Annotated in this window: 11 protein-coding genes; 7 read left to right on the plus strand and 4 right to left on the minus strand. The window is 71.3% G+C overall.

The features are described from left to right. Positions 1-117 precede the first annotated feature (117 nt). Together AC07RV_RS32785 and ppc are read right to left on the minus strand one after the other, a co-directional pair. Positions 118-522: a GFA family protein gene (locus AC07RV_RS32785; RefSeq protein ID WP_296780050.1), complete on the minus strand. Its 405-nt coding sequence runs from the start codon at positions 520-522 to the stop codon at positions 118-120. A 10-nt stretch (positions 523-532) separates the two neighbouring features. After that, positions 533-3,379 (minus strand): phosphoenolpyruvate carboxylase, encoded by a 2,847-nt coding sequence (gene ppc, locus AC07RV_RS32790; protein ID WP_296780053.1) that lies wholly within the window; start codon positions 3,377-3,379, stop codon positions 533-535. Between the two features lie 95 nt (positions 3,380-3,474). Between ppc and hemC the strand changes: the two genes are divergently transcribed. From hemC to AC07RV_RS32810, 4 genes are read left to right on the plus strand one after another with little or no spacing between them, the layout of a single operon-like run. Then, the gene (hemC, locus tag AC07RV_RS32795; RefSeq protein WP_296780056.1) at positions 3,475-4,401 is read left to right on the plus strand and encodes a hydroxymethylbilane synthase; all 927 of its coding nucleotides are present in this window, start codon (positions 3,475-3,477) and stop codon (positions 4,399-4,401) included. A 14-nt stretch (positions 4,402-4,415) separates the two neighbouring features. After that, on the plus strand, positions 4,416-5,192 hold the full coding sequence (locus AC07RV_RS32800; RefSeq protein WP_296780059.1) for a uroporphyrinogen-III synthase: 777 nt from the start codon (positions 4,416-4,418) through the stop codon (positions 5,190-5,192). After that, positions 5,189-6,289 (plus strand): uroporphyrinogen-III C-methyltransferase, encoded by a 1,101-nt coding sequence (locus AC07RV_RS32805; RefSeq protein ID WP_093348629.1) that lies wholly within the window; start codon positions 5,189-5,191, stop codon positions 6,287-6,289. The genes AC07RV_RS32800 and AC07RV_RS32805 overlap by 4 nt, the downstream gene beginning before the upstream one ends. Positions 6,290-6,305: 16 nt before the next feature. Further along, positions 6,306-7,604, plus strand: a complete 1,299-nt coding sequence (locus tag AC07RV_RS32810; RefSeq protein ID WP_296780065.1) for a heme biosynthesis protein HemY — start codon at positions 6,306-6,308, stop codon at positions 7,602-7,604. Positions 7,605-7,613: 9 nt separating this feature from the next. On the opposite strand, the gene AC07RV_RS32815 is transcribed toward AC07RV_RS32810, so the two are convergent. Next, positions 7,614-9,158, minus strand: coding sequence for an MFS transporter (locus AC07RV_RS32815; RefSeq protein ID WP_296780068.1), 1,545 nt, complete (start codon positions 9,156-9,158; stop codon positions 7,614-7,616). 143 nt (positions 9,159-9,301) lie between these two features. On the opposite strand from AC07RV_RS32815, the gene AC07RV_RS32820 reads away from it, so the two are divergent. Beyond that, positions 9,302-10,165: a LysR family transcriptional regulator gene (locus AC07RV_RS32820; RefSeq protein ID WP_296780071.1), complete on the plus strand. Its 864-nt coding sequence runs from the start codon at positions 9,302-9,304 to the stop codon at positions 10,163-10,165. A 46-nt stretch (positions 10,166-10,211) separates the two neighbouring features. Here the strand turns inward: AC07RV_RS32820 and AC07RV_RS32825 are convergent, their stop codons facing one another. Next, positions 10,212-13,466: an Rne/Rng family ribonuclease gene (locus AC07RV_RS32825; RefSeq protein WP_296780074.1), complete on the minus strand. Its 3,255-nt coding sequence runs from the start codon at positions 13,464-13,466 to the stop codon at positions 10,212-10,214. Between the two features lie 559 nt (positions 13,467-14,025). Between AC07RV_RS32825 and AC07RV_RS32830 the strand changes: the two genes are divergently transcribed. Next, entirely contained in the window at positions 14,026-15,090 is a 1,065-nt protein-coding gene (locus AC07RV_RS32830) for an RluA family pseudouridine synthase (RefSeq protein ID WP_296780076.1), read from the plus strand. After that, positions 15,083-15,763: an HAD family hydrolase gene (locus AC07RV_RS32835; protein WP_093348645.1), complete on the plus strand. Its 681-nt coding sequence runs from the start codon at positions 15,083-15,085 to the stop codon at positions 15,761-15,763. The genes AC07RV_RS32830 and AC07RV_RS32835 overlap by 8 nt, the downstream gene beginning before the upstream one ends. The last annotated feature ends 3 nt before the right edge of the window (positions 15,764-15,766 follow it).

The following is a 15,766-nucleotide window of genomic DNA, read 5'->3' on the forward strand; positions in this document are numbered from 1 at the left end:
GGGCGCGCGGCAGTTGTCAGTTTCCCCAGGGCGAACAATCGAGGGGTTTGCGTGCTTTCGGCCGCACGCAGGCGCCCGCGAGCGGCACCTTGCCGTCCATCGACGGCAAGGGCGCGCTCAGGGCTTGGGCGGCGCGGCCTCGGCGAACGAGGGAATGTCCTCGCCGCAGGCCATCCACGGCACGTCGTGCGAGCGCCAGATGTGCTGGCTGGGCCGCACGCCGGGATCGTCGTCGAGCGAGCCCACGCGCAGGATCACCTGCGGCTGGGCCACCCACTCGGCCACGAGATGGCTGCCGCAGCGGCGGCAGAAATGGCGCAGCTTGCCGGGCGTCGACTCGAAGGCCGCGAGCGCGTCGTCCTGGCCGCGCAGCCAGCGGAAGTCGGCGCGGTCCACGCGCGCCGTGCTCGCGAAGGCGGCCGCATGCGCCTTGCGGCAGGTCCGGCAGTGGCAGTGGCCGATCGGGCCCGCGAGCTTCGCGGCCTCGTAGGCCACGGCGCCGCAGAGACAGGAGCCTTGCATGCGCGCCGCCTCAGCCGGTGTTGCGCAGGCCCGCGGCCACGCCGTTGATCGAGATGTGGATGCCGCGCTGCAGCCGCTCGCCGCCGTCGCCCGCGCGGTAGCGCCGCATCAGCTCGACCTGCAGGTGGTGCAGCGGGTCGATGTAGGGGAAGCGGTGGCGCACCGAGCGCTGCATCTCGGCATTGCCCTCGAGCCGCTGCTTGGCGCCGGTGATCAGCGTGAGCGCATCGGAGGTGCGGTGCCATTCGGCATCGATCATCGAGAACACCTTCTGGCGCAGCTTGCGGTCGCTCACCAGTTCGGCATAGCGCGAGGCCAGCGCGAGGTCGCTCTTGGCGAGCACCATGTCCATGTTCGACAGCAGCGTGCGGAAGAAGGGCCACTGCGCGTACATGCGCTGCAGCAGCGCCTGGCGTTCCTTGCGGCCCGCGGCATTGCCGGCGGCCGCGAGGAACTGCTCCACGCCCGCGCCGAAGCCGAACCAGCCCGGGATGGTGAGGCGGCACTGGCCCCAGCTGAAGCTCCAGGGCACGGCGCGCAGGTCGTCGATCTTGTGGCTGGGGTTGCGCGAGGCGGGGCGCGAGCCGATGTTGAGCTCGGCGATCTCGCGGATCGGCGTGGCGCTGAAGAAGTACTCGCCGAAGCCGGGGGTCTCGTAGACCAGCTTGCGGTAGGCGGCCATGCTCGCGCTCGAGAGCTCGCCGGCCGCCGACAGGAAGGTGGCGGGCGCCGACTTGCCCTGCGGCAGCAGCGTGGCCTCGAGCGTGGCGGCCACCAGGGTCTCGAGGTTGCGCCGGCCGATCTCGCGGTTGGCGTACTTCGAGCCGATGACCTCGCCCTGCTCGGTCAGGCGGATCTGGCCGCGCACCGTGCCGGGCGGCTGCGCGAGGATCGCCTGGTAGCTCGGGCCGCCGCCGCGTCCCACCGTGCCGCCGCGGCCATGGAACATGCGCAGGCGGATGGGGTTGGGCTTCTTCTTGTTGAGCTCGTCGAACAGCGCCACCAGCGCGATGCCGGCGCGGTAGAGCTCCCAGTTGCTGGTGAAGATGCCGCCGTCCTTGTTGCTGTCGCTGTAGCCGAGCATCACGTCCTGCTCGGCGCCCGAGCGCTCGATCAGCGCCTGGATGTTCGGCAGCGCATAGAAGGCGCGCACGATCGGCGCGGCATTGCGCAGGTCCTCGATGGTCTCGAACAGCGGCACCACGATCAGGTCGCAGGTCGCGTCCTTGTCCATCGCGCCGCGCAGCAGGCCCACTTCCTTCTGCAGCAGCAGCGCCTCGAGCAGGTCGCTCACGGTCTCGGTGTGGCTGATGATGTAGTGGCGGATCGCCGCGTTGCCGTAGCGCGCGCGGGCCACGCGCGCGGCCGCGAAGATCGCGAGCTCGCTGCGGGCGAGCGGCGAGTAGTCGGCATCGGGCACGCGCAGCGGGCGTGCGTCGTCGAGCAGCTTGAGCAGCAGCGTCTGCTTGGCTTCCTCGGCCAGCGAGGCATAGGCGGGTTCGATGCGCGCGGTGGCCAGCAGCTCGGCGATCACGGCCTCGTGCTTGTCGGAGCTCTGGCGCAGGTCGACCGTGGCGAGATGGAAGCCGAACACCTCGACCGCACGGATCAGCGGCTTGAGGCGCGGCGCGGCCAGCAGGCTGCTGTGCTTCTCGCCGAGCGAGTCGTCGATGGTGCGCAGGTCGGCCAGGAACTCCTCGGCCGAGGCGTAGGGGTTCTGCGGCGCCACCGCGTGGCGCGCAGCCTCGCCGCCCGTGAGCTCGCGCAGCGTGGCCGCGAGGCGCGAGTACACGCCGGTCAGCGCGCGGCGGTAGGGCTCGTCCTTGCGGTGCTCGCTGGTGTCGGGCGAACGCTCGGCCAGCGCCTGCATCTCGACCGACACGTCGATCAGGGTGGCCGACAGCGAGAGCTCGCCGCCCAGGTAGTGCACCTCGGTGAGGTAGTGGCGCAGCGCCAGTTCGGCCTGCCGGCGCAGCGCGTACTCGAGGGTCTCGGCCGTCACGTTGGGGTTGCCGTCGCGGTCGCCGCCGATCCACTGGCCCATGCGCAGGAAGGTCGCGACCGAGGGCGTCTGGCCGCCCTGCGCCAGCGCCTTCTCGAGGTCGGCATAGACGCGCGGGATCTCGCGCAGGAAGGTGGCCTCGTAGTAGCTCAGCGCATTCTCGATCTCGTCGGCCACCGTGAGCTTGGAGAAGCGCAGCAGGCGCGTCTGCCACAGCTGCGTGACACGGATGCGGATCTGCGCCTCGTTGTCGGCGAATTCGAGCGGCGACAGCGCGTCGGTGCCGCCGGCATAGGCCTGCTGGCGCAGGCGGATCTCGTCGCGCGTGGTCAGCAGCTGCGCGATGGCGCGCTCGGCGTCGAGGATGCTCTTGCGCTGCACCTCGGTCGGGTGCGCGGTGAGCACCGGCGACAGGTAGCTGTGGGCCAGCGTGGCCACGATCTCGTCGGGCTTCACGCCGGCCTTGCGGATGCGCGCCAGCGCGGTCTGCAGGTCGCCGTCGGCGCTCTCGCCGGCGCGCTCGGCCTCGGTGCGGCGGCGGATCAGGTGGCGGTCTTCGGCCAGGTTGGCCAGGTGGCTGAAGTAGCTGAAGGCGCGGATCACGCGCACCGTCTCGGCCGCGGTCAGACTCTTGAGCAGGTTCTTGAGCGCGCGGTCGGCGGTCTGGTCGGCATCGCGGCGGAAGGCCACCGACAGCGTGCGGATCTTCTCCACCAGTTCATAGCTCTCCTTGCCCTCCTGCTCCCGGATCACGTCGCCGAGGATGCGGCCCAGCAGGCGGATGTCGTCGATCAGCGGCTGGTCTTCGGCTTGCCTGCGCTTCGGTGGGGCGGCAGGGGTCTTGCTGGCTTTCATTCGATGGTGTTCCTGGAGACTTGGAGTGCTGTTGGAATGGAGCGTCGCCGCCGTTGCTGCGGCGCAACATGCTAGCATCCCGCCGGTTTCTGTTCATGTACTTTTCGGGGGCGGTTTTGAGCAATATCGTGATTGCCACGCGCGAAAGCCGGCTGGCCTTGTGGCAAGCCGAGCACGTGCAAACGCTGTTGCAAGAAAAAGGCCATTCGGTCCGCCTGCTGGGCATGACCACGCGCGGCGACCAGATCCTCGACCGCACCCTGAGCAAGGTCGGCGGCAAGGGCCTGTTCGTGAAAGAACTCGAGCTCGCGCTCGAGGAAGGGCGCGCCGACATCGCGGTCCATTCGCTCAAGGACGTGCCGATGGAGCTGCCCGAGGGCTTCGTGCTGGCCTGCGTGCTCGAGCGCGAGGACCCGCGCGACGCGCTGGTGTCGCCGCGCTATGCCTCGCTCGACGAACTGCCGCAGGGCGCCGTGGTCGGCACCTCGAGCCTGCGCCGCGTGATGCTGTTGCGCGCGCGCCGGCCCGACCTGCGCATCGAACCGCTGCGCGGCAACCTCGACACCCGGCTGCGCAAGCTCGACGAGGGCCAGTACGACGCCATCGTGCTCGCCGCCGCGGGCCTCAAGCGCCTGGGTCTCGAGGACCGCATCCGCATCGCCTTCGAACCCGAGACCATGCTGCCGGCCGCGGGCCAGGGTGCGCTGGGCATCGAGGTGCGCGCCGACCGCGCCGACCTGATCGCACTGCTGGCGCCGCTGTCGCACCGCGGCGACTGGCTCGCCACCGCTGCCGAGCGCGCCGTGAGCCGCGCGATGGGCGGCAGCTGCTCGATGCCGCTGGCCGCGCATGCGCGCTGGCAGCCCGACGGCAGCCTGCGCATCGACGCCGCCTGGGGCGACCCCGAAGGCGCCGAGCCGATGCTGCAGGTGAGCGCGCGCGCCGAGGCCGGCGATCACGCGCAGGCCGATGCGCTCGGGTTGCACGCGGCCTCGCTGCTGCGCGACGCGGGCGCCCACTGAAACGCGTGGGGACCGTGGCGACGACCGCAGCGCCGACCGTCCTCGTGACGCGGCCGGCGCGCGAGGCGCCGCCTTGGATCGATGCACTGCGCGACGCGGGCTTCGACGCACGCGCGCTGCCCTTGATCGAGATCGCGCCGGTGGCCGATGCCGCGCCGCTTAGCGCGGCCTGGAACGAACACCATGCGGCGCGGATGTTCGTGAGCGCCGCGGCGGTCGACCGCTTCTTCGAAGCCAACGTTGGCGCGACGCCGCAGGCCGGTTGCCGCTTCTGGGCCACCGGCCCCGGCACCGCGCGCGCGCTGCAACGCAACGGTGTTCCGTCCGAGGCCATCGACACCCCCGCGGCCGACGAAGGCCGCTTCGATTCCGAAGCCCTGTGGGCGATCGTGGGGCCGCGGGTCGTGCCCGGCCTGCGCGTGCTGATCGTGCGCGGCGGCGATGCGGACGGCCGGCCCGCGGGCCGCGACTGGCTCGCGCAGGCGCTCGACGAAGCGGGCGCGCGGCGCGACACAGTGGTCGCCTACCGCCGGCTCGCGCCCGTGCTCGACGGCGAGCAGCGCCTGCTGGCCGAGCAGGGCGCCGCGGGCCGCGCGCTCTGGCTCTTCAGCAGTTCGGAGGCGATCGCCAACCTGCGCGCCGCGCTGCCGGCCATCGATTGGCGGGCCGCGCGCGCCATCGCCACCCACCCGCGCATCGCGCAAGCCGCGCGTGGCGCGGGTTTCGGCACGGTGCGCGAGAGCGCGCCGCTGCTGGAAGCGCTGGTCGCGTCGATAGAATCCCTCGCATGAGCGCCGTGCCTCCGTCCGACGAGTCTTCCTCCGCCTCCGCCGCACCCCAGGCACCCGTGCCGGCTCCGCTGACGACTTCTTCCCAATCTCCCGCCGCCCTCGCCGCGGCCGCCACCACCCTGACGCGCATCGGCCTCGGCCTGCTGGCCCTGGTCTCGCTGGGCGCGCTGCTGACGTCGATCGCGCTGTGGCAGAAGGTCGGCAACATGAAGGAGCAGCTCGCGCGCCAGAGCAGCGAGGCGCTGATGCAGTCGCTCGAGGCGCGCACGCTGGCACGCGAGGCCAAGGACACGGTGCGCGACACCGCCGCGCGCGTGGCGCTCACCGAGACCCGCGTCGCCGAGGTCGCGCTGCAGCGTTCGCAGCTCGAGGAACTGATGCAGAGCCTCTCGCGTTCGCGCGACGAGAACCTGGTGGTCGACATCGAATCCACGCTGCGGCTCGCGCTGCAGCAGGCGCAGGTCACGGGCAGCGTCGAGCCGCTCCTGGCCGCGCTGAAGGCCGGCGACCTGCGCATCGCGCGCGCCGCCCAGCCGCGGCTGGCGCCGCTGCAGCGCGCCATGCAGCGCGACGCCGACCGGCTGCGCAGCACCGCCAGCGCCGACGGCGGCGAGGCGCTGCAGAAGCTCGACGAACTGATGCGCGGCGTGGACGACCTGCCGCCGCTCAACGCGGTCGCGATGCGCGGCACCGGCCTCAACGCCTGGCAGTCCGACCCGGTGCCGGCCGACGCGCCCTGGTGGGAGCGCGCGCTGCTCACGGTGCGCAACGAGGCGCGCTCGCTGGTGCGCGTGGGCCGCATCGAACGGCCCGAGGCGATCCTGCTGGCGCCCGACCAGACCTACTTCCTGCGCGAGAACCTGAAGCTCAAGCTGCTCAACGCGCGCCTGTCGCTGCTGTCGCGCCAGGTCGACGTCACGCGCACCGAGCTCGCCAACGTGGCGGCCTCGCTCAACCGCTATTTCGATCCCGCGTCGCGCCGCACGCAGACGGCCGCAACGCAGTTGCAGCAGCTGCAGGCACTGGTGAAGACCACCGAGCCGCCGCGCATCGACGACACGCTCGCCGCCCTGGCCACCGCCGCGGCCGGCCGCTGAGAAGGCAGGGCTTTTCATGCGCGCCGCACTCTGGCTCCTCGCGCTGTTCGCCGTCGCCGCGGCGGTCGCGCTGTTCGCCGGCAACAACCAGGGCACGATCACCGTGTTCTGGCCGCCCTGGCGGGTCGACCTCTCGCTCAACCTCGTGCTGGTGATCCTGCTGACGCTGTTCGTGCTGCTGCACGCGGCGCTGCGCGCGCTGGCCGCGCTGTTCTCGCTGCCGACCCAGGCGCGCCAGTGGCGCATGCAGCAGAAGGAGCGCATGCTGCATTCGGCGCTGCTCGATGCGATGGTGCAGCTGATCTCGGGCCGTTTCTCGCGCGCGCGCAAGGCCGCGCAGGCCGCGCTCACGCAGGAGAAGACCCTGGCCGCGCTCGGCGCCAGCCTGCCGCAGGCGCAGCAGGTGCGCGTGCTGTCGCACCTGCTCGCGGCCGAGAGCGCGCAGGCGCTGCAGGACCGTCCGGCGCGCGACGCCCATCTGCAGCAGGCGCTCAACGAGAGCGCCGACCGCAACCTGCTGGCCAGTCCCGAGACCCGCGAGGGCGTGCAGCTGCGCGCCGCGCGCTGGGCGCTCGAGGACCGCGATCCGGCCGCCGCGCTCGCGCGGCTGGAGGAACTGCCGCAGGGCGCGCAGCGCCGCACGCTGGCGCTGCGGCTGCGGCTGAAGGCCGCGCGCCAGGACCGCCGCACGCTCGAGGCGCTCGAGACCGCGCGGCTGCTGGCCAAGCACCGCGCCTTCTCGGAGGCCGCCGCGCAGAGCATCGTGCGCGGGCTCGCGACCGAGCTGCTGTCGGGCGCGCACGATCCGGCGCAGCTGCTGCGCGCCTGGTCCGAACTCGAGACGGCCGAGCGCGAGATGCCCGAGGTCGCGATCCACGCCGCGCAGCGCATGGTGCTGCTCAAGGGCGACCTGCCGGTGGCGCGCGGCTGGCTGCTGCCGGCCTGGGAGCGCATGGTGTCGGTGCCGCGCGGCCTCGGCGACGCGCTGCGCGTCAAGCTCGCGCTGGCGCTCGAGGCGGGGCTCGATTCGGTCGATGCCGACTGGCTCGCGCGCATCGAGAGCGCGCAGCGCAACAACCCGCGCGATGCGAACCTGCAATACCTCGCGGGCATGGCCTGCATGAAGCGCCAGCTCTGGGGCAAGGCGCAGCAGCTGCTGTCGCAGGCCGGCATGGGGCTGCAGGACCCCGAGCTCTACCGCCGCGCCTGGCTCGCGCTCGCGCAACTGGCCGAGGACCGCGGCGATGCCGAGCAGGCCGCGCTGGCCTGGCGCAACGCGGCGCAGATCGAGAACCACCCGGTTTCGTTGCGCTAGACCGCGTCCTCAGGGGCGCGAGGCGCAGGCGACCGCGGGCCGCCTGCTGCCGCCGTGGAAGGCCAGCGCGCTCAGCGCCGCGAGCACCCACACGCCGAGCGCGCCGTAGAGCATCACCCCGCCGAAACCCTGCAGCAACGCGCCGTGGGCGATCGCACCCGAGGGATCGAGTGCTGCGAGCGCCGGAAACTCCGGGTGCAGCGTCGCGAGATGGCCGGCCGCGATCCGTTCGGCGAGCGCGGGCAGCGACGACGCCAGTTCCGGCAGCGCGCGGCGCAGCGCGGCCACGATGCCCGCGAGCAGCAGGAAACCCATCAGCGCGATGTTGATCGCCAGCGTGATGAGCCGCGCGCTCATGTCGATGCCCGAGGCCATGCCGGCACGGCTCGCGGACACCGAGCCGGTGGTGGTGTTGGTCACCGGCGTGTTGATCACGCCTAGCCCGAGGCCCGCCAGCAGGCAGCCCGGCAGCAGCGTGAGCCAGCTCGCCTCGGCGACGCTGCTGCCCCAGCGCATCAGCAGGAAGCCCGCGCCGATGGCGAACAGGCCCGCCGGGATCACGGCGCCGGCGCGAAAGCGCGCGGCGAGCCGTTCGCCCAGCGGCGGCGCGAGCAGGGTCGGCAGCGTGTAGGCCAGCAGCGCGGTGCCGGCCTGCACCGCGTCGTAGCCCAGGCCGGCCTGGAAGTAGATCGGCAGGTAGATCATGAAGGGCCAGAAGCTGAAGTTCATGCCGACCGAGCCGAGGATCGCGCCCGAGAACGCGCGGATGCGGAACACCGAGAAGTCGAACATCGGATGGGCGCGGCTTCGCTCGATCGCAACGAAGGCGGCGAAGCTCGCGGCCGACGCGCCGAGCAGGGCCAGGCCCGCCGCGCTCGCGAAGCCGAGCCCGGGCCCCTGCGTGATGTAGCCCGTGAGGCCGAGCACCGCGAGCGACAGCGTGACGATGCCCGCGAGGTCGAGCCGCTTCGCCTCGGGGTCGCGCGACTCGCCGATGCTGACGGCCGCCAGCAGCCAGGCGATGGCGGCCAGCGGCGCATGGACCAGGAACACCCATTCCCAGCGCCACAGCGCGGCGATCGCGCCGCCGACGATCGGCCCGAAGCCCAGGCCGACGCCGAACACCACGCCCCAGATGGCGAAGGCCCGGCTGCGTTCGCGGCCTTCCTGGAATTGATGCGAGAGGATGGCGATCTGGCAGATCAGCATGGTGCCGCCGCTCAGGCCCTGCAGGAAGCGCGCGCCGATCAGCAGCGGCGCGCTTGGCGCCAGGCCGCAGGCCAGCGAGGTGAGGCCGAACAGCAGCAGGCTGATCGCCAGCACGCGCTTGCGGCCGTAGCGGTCGGCCAGCGTGCCGGCCGCCATCAGCACCGTGGTGCAGGCGATGGTGTAGGCATTCATGATCCATTGCATGGCCTCGAAGTCGGCGTGCAGCGTCTTCTCGAGCGTGGGCAGGATCACGGGAATGCTGGAGATCTCGAGGCCGAACATCGCGGCGACGAGGCAGAGGGCGACCAGCGCGAGGCGATTGCGTGCGGTGGGTGAGAGGGTCATGGGGCGTCCGGTTGGCGCGGCGCGGCGAGGAGGCCGGCCGTGAGGAGCGCGATTCTGGGCAAAGGGTCTTCATGAGGGAAATGATTTAATTTCGTGAGATTCATTAATCTCCGTCACTACTCAAACGACCTGCCCACTTCGCCATGGACTTCGATCCCACCCTGCTGCGCGCCTTCGTGGCCGTGAAGCAGACCGGCAGCTTCACGCGCGCCGCGCAGCGCCTGCACCTGACGCAGTCGGCCATCAGCCACCAGATCCGCCGGCTCGAGGAACAGGTGGGCCGCGCGCTGCTGCATCGCACGACGCGCCGCCTCACGGTGACGGAGGACGGCGAGGATTTCCTGCGCTATGCCGAGCAGATCCTGACGACGCTCGATGCCATGACGCAGCGTTTCCAGCCCTCGCCGATCTCGGGCGTGGTGCGCTTCGGCGCGCCCGACAACTTCCTGGGCGAGCGCCTGGCGCCGCTGCTGTCGCAGTTCGCGCGCGCCTTTCCTTTGGTGCGCATGGAGGTCTGCGTGAGCATGCACGTCGACCTGCGCGCGGCGATCAAGGCTGGCGAGCTCGACCTCGCGGTCGTGATGTCGCCGCCCGAGGTGGAGGAGGGCACGCGGCTGCGGCGCACGCAGCTGGTCTGGGCCGCGGCCGAGACCTTCGAGCCGCCCAAGGGAGGCTCGCTGCCGCTGGCCTTCTTTCCGAAGCCCTGCGTCTACCGGCAGGTGGCCGGCGCGGCGCTCGACCTCGCGCCGATCGACTGGCACGTGGTGTTCACCTCGGCCAGCCCGCAGGGCATTCGCGCGGCGGTGCTCGCGGGGCTCGCAGCGACGGTGATCACGCGCGAGGACGTGGAGCCGGGCATGAAGATCGTCGACGGCCGCTATGGGCTGCGGCCCTTGCCGAGCGTGGACTTCTCGCTGATCTGGAGCGAGAACGGCCACACGCCCTGCGCCTGCCGCTTCGGGCAGCTGATCCTCGAGATGCCGGGGCTGGTGGCGCCGGCCCCATGAAAAACGGCGCCCGAGGGCGCCGTCTTCATTGCACTCGAGCGGATGCTCAGAGCGTGCGCTGCTCCGGCTGCGCCTCGCCAGCCGGTTGCTCGAACGGCAGCGTCATCGCGGCCAGTTCGCGGCGGGTTTCGACCAGCACCAGCGGGCCTTCGTCGAGCACGATCACCGGCGGGCGCTCGCGCGGCACGTGGACCGGCTTCGGCTCGGCGGCGATCGCGGCGCGCGCCTGCGCGATGCGTTCGGCGTCGGAGTTGACCCACTGCAGGCCCGAGCTTTGCGCGATCTGCGCGAGCTCGTCGAGCGGCAGCTCGAAGGACTGGACCTTCGGCAGCGCGCGGCCATTGGCGGCCGGCTGCGGAGCGCTCGCGCGTTCGACCACGATGGGTGCCGCGGGCGCTGCGGGTTGCTGCGGCTGCTCGAAGCGCGCTTGCGGCGCGGGCTCGCGCACCTGCGGTGCGGCGGCCGGGGCTTCGGCGACGACCGCGACGCTGTCGGCAGTCTCGGCGACCTGGGCCACCGCTTGCTCCGCGAACGGCTGCGGCTGGCGCGCGACGGGTGCGTCCTGCAGGTTCTGCGCCTCGGCGGGCGCGCCGTCGAAGGCGGCCACGGGTTGCGCTTCGCCTTCTTCGCGCGGTGCGCGTTCGCGGCGGTCACGGCCATAGCGGTCGCGCGAACGGCCGCGGCGCTCTTCGCCGTCGCGGCGCGGTGCCTGCTCGGCGCCGTCCTGCGGGGCGGCTTCGCGGCCGGCTTCGGCGTCGGCCGATGCGGTGGTGGCGGCTTCGCCTTCCTCGCTGAAGCGCGGCTGGCCATCGTTGCGGCGCTCGCGGCGGCCGTCGTTGCGGTCGCCACGCGGGCCACGCTCTTCGCGGCCGTTGCGCGGTGCACGCTCGGTGCGTTCGCCCTGCGCGGCGTTGCCGTCCTCGCCGGCGGCGGCTTCGCTGCGCGGCGCGTCGCCGTTCAGATTGCGCTCGCCGCGTTCGCTGTTGCGTTCGCCACGTTCACCGCGCTCGCCGCGTTCACCCCGTTCGCGGCGGGCGCGCGGTGCGCGTTCGCCGCCAGCCGTGCCTTCCTCGCCCGGCACCGCGTTCGGTGCGAGCTGCTGGGCTTCGAGGCTGACGCCTTCGAGCGCTTCGGCCGGCACGTTGCGGCCCTCGCCCTCGCGGCGTTCGCCACGGCCGCGGCGCTGATCGCCTTCGCGCGGCGGACGGCCTTCGCGGTTGTTCTCGCGCGGCTGGCCATCGGCGCGCAGCTCGGCGCTGCGGTTGTCGCGGCCTTCGCGACCTTCACGGCCCTCGCGACCGCCTTCGCGGCGTTCGCCATTGCGGCCGCCGCCACGGCGTTCGCCGTCGCGGTTGCCCGAACGGGCGCCGTTCTCGCCACGGCCTTCGGCATTGCGGCCTTCGCCGCCGCGGCCGCCACGGCGTTGTTCGCCGTCGCGTGCGCCGCGCGATTCGCCATCGCGGCCAGGGCGGCCGTCACGGCCTTCGCGGCGCGTCGGCTTCGGTGGCTCGACCGGAATGGCCGAGGGTGCGGGTGCCGGCGCGGCCGCCGGCGTGCCGCCGCCGAACCAGCTCTTGATGCGGGCGAAGAAGCCCAGCTCGGCCGGCGCGGGCGCCACCGCCACGGGCGGTGCGACCGGCGCGGGGGCGGCGACGGGCGCGCGCACCGGCTCGGGCTTGACCGGCACCACGGGTGCCGGCGCGTCGGGCAGCACGCCCTTGATGACCGGCGTCTGCTTGTTGGTGGGCTCCTGCGAGCGGCGCGTGACCGAGGTCGGGTCCTCGATCTCGTCGGCCATCTTGTAGCTGGCCTCGATGTGGTCGAGGCGCGGGTCGTCGTGCTTCAGGCGTTCGAGCTTGTAGTTGGGCGTCTCGAGCGTCTTGTTCGGCACCATCAGCACGCTCACGCGCTGCTTGAGCTCGATCTTGGCGATCTCGGTGCGCTTCTCGTTGAGCAGGAACGAAGCGACTTCCACCGGCACCTGCACGTGCACGGCGGCGGTGTTGTCCTTCATCGACTCTTCCTGAATGATGCGCAGGATCTGCAGCGCGCTCGATTCGGTGTCGCGGATGTGGCCCGAGCCGCCGCAACGCGGGCAGGGGATCGACGAGCCTTCGCTCAGCGCCGGCTTCAGGCGCTGGCGGCTCATTTCCATCAGGCCGAACTTGCTGATCGAGCCGAACTGCACGCGCGCGCGGTCCTGGCGCAGCGCGTCGCGCAGGCGGCTCTCGACCTCGCGGCGGTTCTTCGACTCGTCCATGTCGATGAAGTCGATGACGATCAGGCCGCCGAGGTCGCGCAGGCGCATCTGGCGCGCCACTTCGTCGGCGGCTTCGAGGTTGGTGCGGGTCGCGGTTTCCTCGATGTCGCCGCCCTTGATGGCGCGGGCCGAGTTCACGTCGACCGAGACCAGCGCCTCGGTGTGGTCGATCACGATGGCGCCGCCCGAGGGCAGCTGCACGGTCCGGGCGTAGGCCGACTCGATCTGGTGCTCGATCTGGAAGCGGCTGAACAGGGCGGCGTCGTCGCGGTAGCGCTTCACGCGGGCGGCATGCTCGGGCATGACGTGCGCCATGAACTGCTGCGCCTGGTCGTAGATGTCGTCGGTGTCGATCAGGATGTCGCCGATGTCGTGATTGAAGTAATCACGGATCGCGCGGATCACGAGAGAGGATTCCTGGTAGATCAGGAAGGCGCCCTTGCCGCCCTTGGCCGCGCCGTCGATGGCGGTCCAGAGCTTGAGCAGGTAGTTCAGGTCCCACTGGAGTTCGGGCGCCGAGCGGCCGATGCCGGCGGTGCGCGCGATGATGCTCATGCCCTTCGGGTACTCGAGCTGGTCCATCGCCTCCTTGAGCTCGGCGCGGTCGTCGCCCTCGATGCGGCGCGAGACGCCACCGCCACGCGGGTTGTTCGGCATCAGCACGACGTAGCGGCCGGCCAGCGAGATGAAGGTGGTGAGGGCCGCGCCCTTGTTGCCGCGCTCTTCCTTCTCGACCTGGACGACCAGTTCCTGGCCTTCCTTGATCACGTCCTGGATCCGGGCCTGGCTGGCCGAGACGCCTTCGGCGAAGTATTGCTTGGAGATTTCCTTGAACGGCAGGAAGCCGTGGCGGTCCTCGCCGTAGTCGACGAAACAGGCTTCGAGGCTGGGCTCGACGCGGGTCACGACGGCCTTGTAGATGTTGCCCTTGCGCTGTTCGCGTCCCTCGATCTCGATTTCGTAGTCGAGGAGCTTCTGCCCGTCGACGATGGCCAGGCGGCGTTCTTCGGCCTGCGTGGCATTGATCAGCATCCGCTTCATGATGCGTTGTCCTTATATGTATCGTTCTACCGGCCCTGGAGGGCCAACGATGCACGGACGACGCCCGCGAAACTTGGGGAATTGCCGCTTGGCTCCGGATGCTGGGTGCCGCGGCGCGCGAGCGCGAGCGGCCGTCTCGAGCGTCAGCTCGGTGACGACAGCCGGAGTGGGGGCGCGTGGATGGGGGCGAGCCCTTCGTGGTGCTGAGAGGCTGTCTTTTTGACAGCCCGTTGCGCAAGGGTGGCGCGCGGTTCTGGCGATTCGATGCCCGAGGCCGCTGGTCGGGACCAGGTCAGCCAGCGCAGGCATATTTGAATCAGCAGCATCAGCACAAAGGGACTCGCTTCGATCCGCCGGCAGCTGGAGGCTGCAGGCTGGTATTCCGTATCGGTGTTTCGTGGGTGTCGGCTTGACTTGGGCGTCTGGCCTGCCACTTTGCGCAGTTGCGCGGGGTTTGCAGGCTCGTCGCCAAAGCGGCATCGACCTCGCAGCGCCGCCGGGGTGTTTGACAGCAGTGCTCTAAACTTCTGTCTAATCAAGCACTTACACGACCGCGCTGGTGAAAAACATTATAGGTGCGAAGCAAGCCCCCGCGGCTAAGGAGTTTGCCGGAGAGCCGGCGGCCATCCGCTTCCTCACGATCGACGCCGAGTCGGCCGGGCAGCGCCTCGACAACTTCCTCTTCCGCCATCTGAAAGGCGTGCCGAAGACCCACGTCTACCGGATCATCCGGTCGGGCGAGGTGCGCATCAACAAGGGGCGGGCGCAGGCCGAGACCCGAGTCGAGACCGGCGACGTGGTGCGGTTGCCGCCGATCCGCGTGGCCGAACGCGCCGAGGAGGCCGCGAGCGCCGCGCCGGCGCGCGAATTCCCGCTGCTGCTCGAGGACGAGGCCGTGCTGGCCGTCGACAAGCCCGCCGGCGTGGCGGTGCATGGCGGCAGCGGCGTGAGCTTCGGCGTGATCGAGCAACTGCGTACCGCGCGCCCGGGCGCGAAATTCCTCGAGCTGGTGCACCGGCTCGACCGCGAGACCTCGGGCATCCTGCTGGTCGCCAAGAAGCGCAGCGCGCTGGTGGCGCTGCAGGAGCAGTTCCGAGAGCGCGAGACCGGCAAGACCTACCTGGCGCTGGTCGAGGGCGCCTGGCCCGCCAACAAGAAGGTGCTCGACGCGCCGCTCGCCAAGTACCTGCTGCCCGACGGCGGCGCCGGTGCCGGCGAACGCCGCGTGCGCGTGGTGGCCAAGGACCATCCCGACGCGATGCGCGCCGTGACGCTGGTGCGAGCGCTGGCCACGCTGTCGCTGCCCGGCGATGCCACGCCGATGTCATTGCTCGCCGTCACCATCAAGACCGGCCGCACGCACCAGATCCGCGTTCACCTGGCGTCGGCCGGCCATCCGATCGCCGGCGACGACAAGTACGGCGAATCCGAGCGCCGGCGCGCGCTGCAGAAGCTGGGCCTCAAGCGCATGTTCCTCCACGCCTGGCGACTGCAGTTCAACCATCCCGCCACCGGCGAACGCGTCGCGCTGCAGGCCGAGCTGCCGCCCGAATTGCGCTCGCTGATGCCGCCCGCCGCGCTCGACACGATGACACGACACCCCACGCCCACCATCCATGACTGACTCTGCAGACAACGCCCGTCCCCCGCGCTTTGACCTGATCGCCTTCGACTGGGACGGCACCCTCTACGACTCCACGCGACTGATCGTGCGCTGCATCCAGGCGGCGGTGGTCGACGTCGGCGGCGCCAAGCCCAGCGAGGACGATGCCGCCTGGGTCATCGGCCTGGGGCTGGCCGAGGCGCTGGCGCGCGCCGCGCCCGACGTGCCGAAGGAGAAGTACCCCGAGCTCGGCGCCCGCTACCGCTATCACTACCTGCAGCACCAGGACGACATCGTGCTGTTCGGCGGCGTGCTGCCGATGCTCGACGCGCTGCGCGCGCGCGGCCACAAGCTGGCCGTGGCCACGGGCAAGTCGCGCCGCGGGCTCAACGAGGCGCTCAAGACGGTGGCGCTGCGCGACCGCTTCGACGCCTCGCGCACCGCCGACGAGACCTTCGGCAAGCCGCATCCGCGCATGCTGCTCGAACTGATGGAGGAGCTCGAGGTGGCCCCCGAGCGCACGCTGATGATCGGCGACACCACGCACGACCTGCAGCTGGCGGTGAACGCGGGCTGCGCCAGCGTCGGCGTGAGCTACGGCGCGCACGAGCCCGACAGCTTCGCCGAGTTCAAGCCGCTGCACATCGCGCATTCGATCGCCGACCTCGAGGCCTGGCTGCTGGGCAACGCCTGACAC

The sequence above is a fragment of the Variovorax sp. GW821-FHT09B01 genome (genome assembly GCF_059418345.1).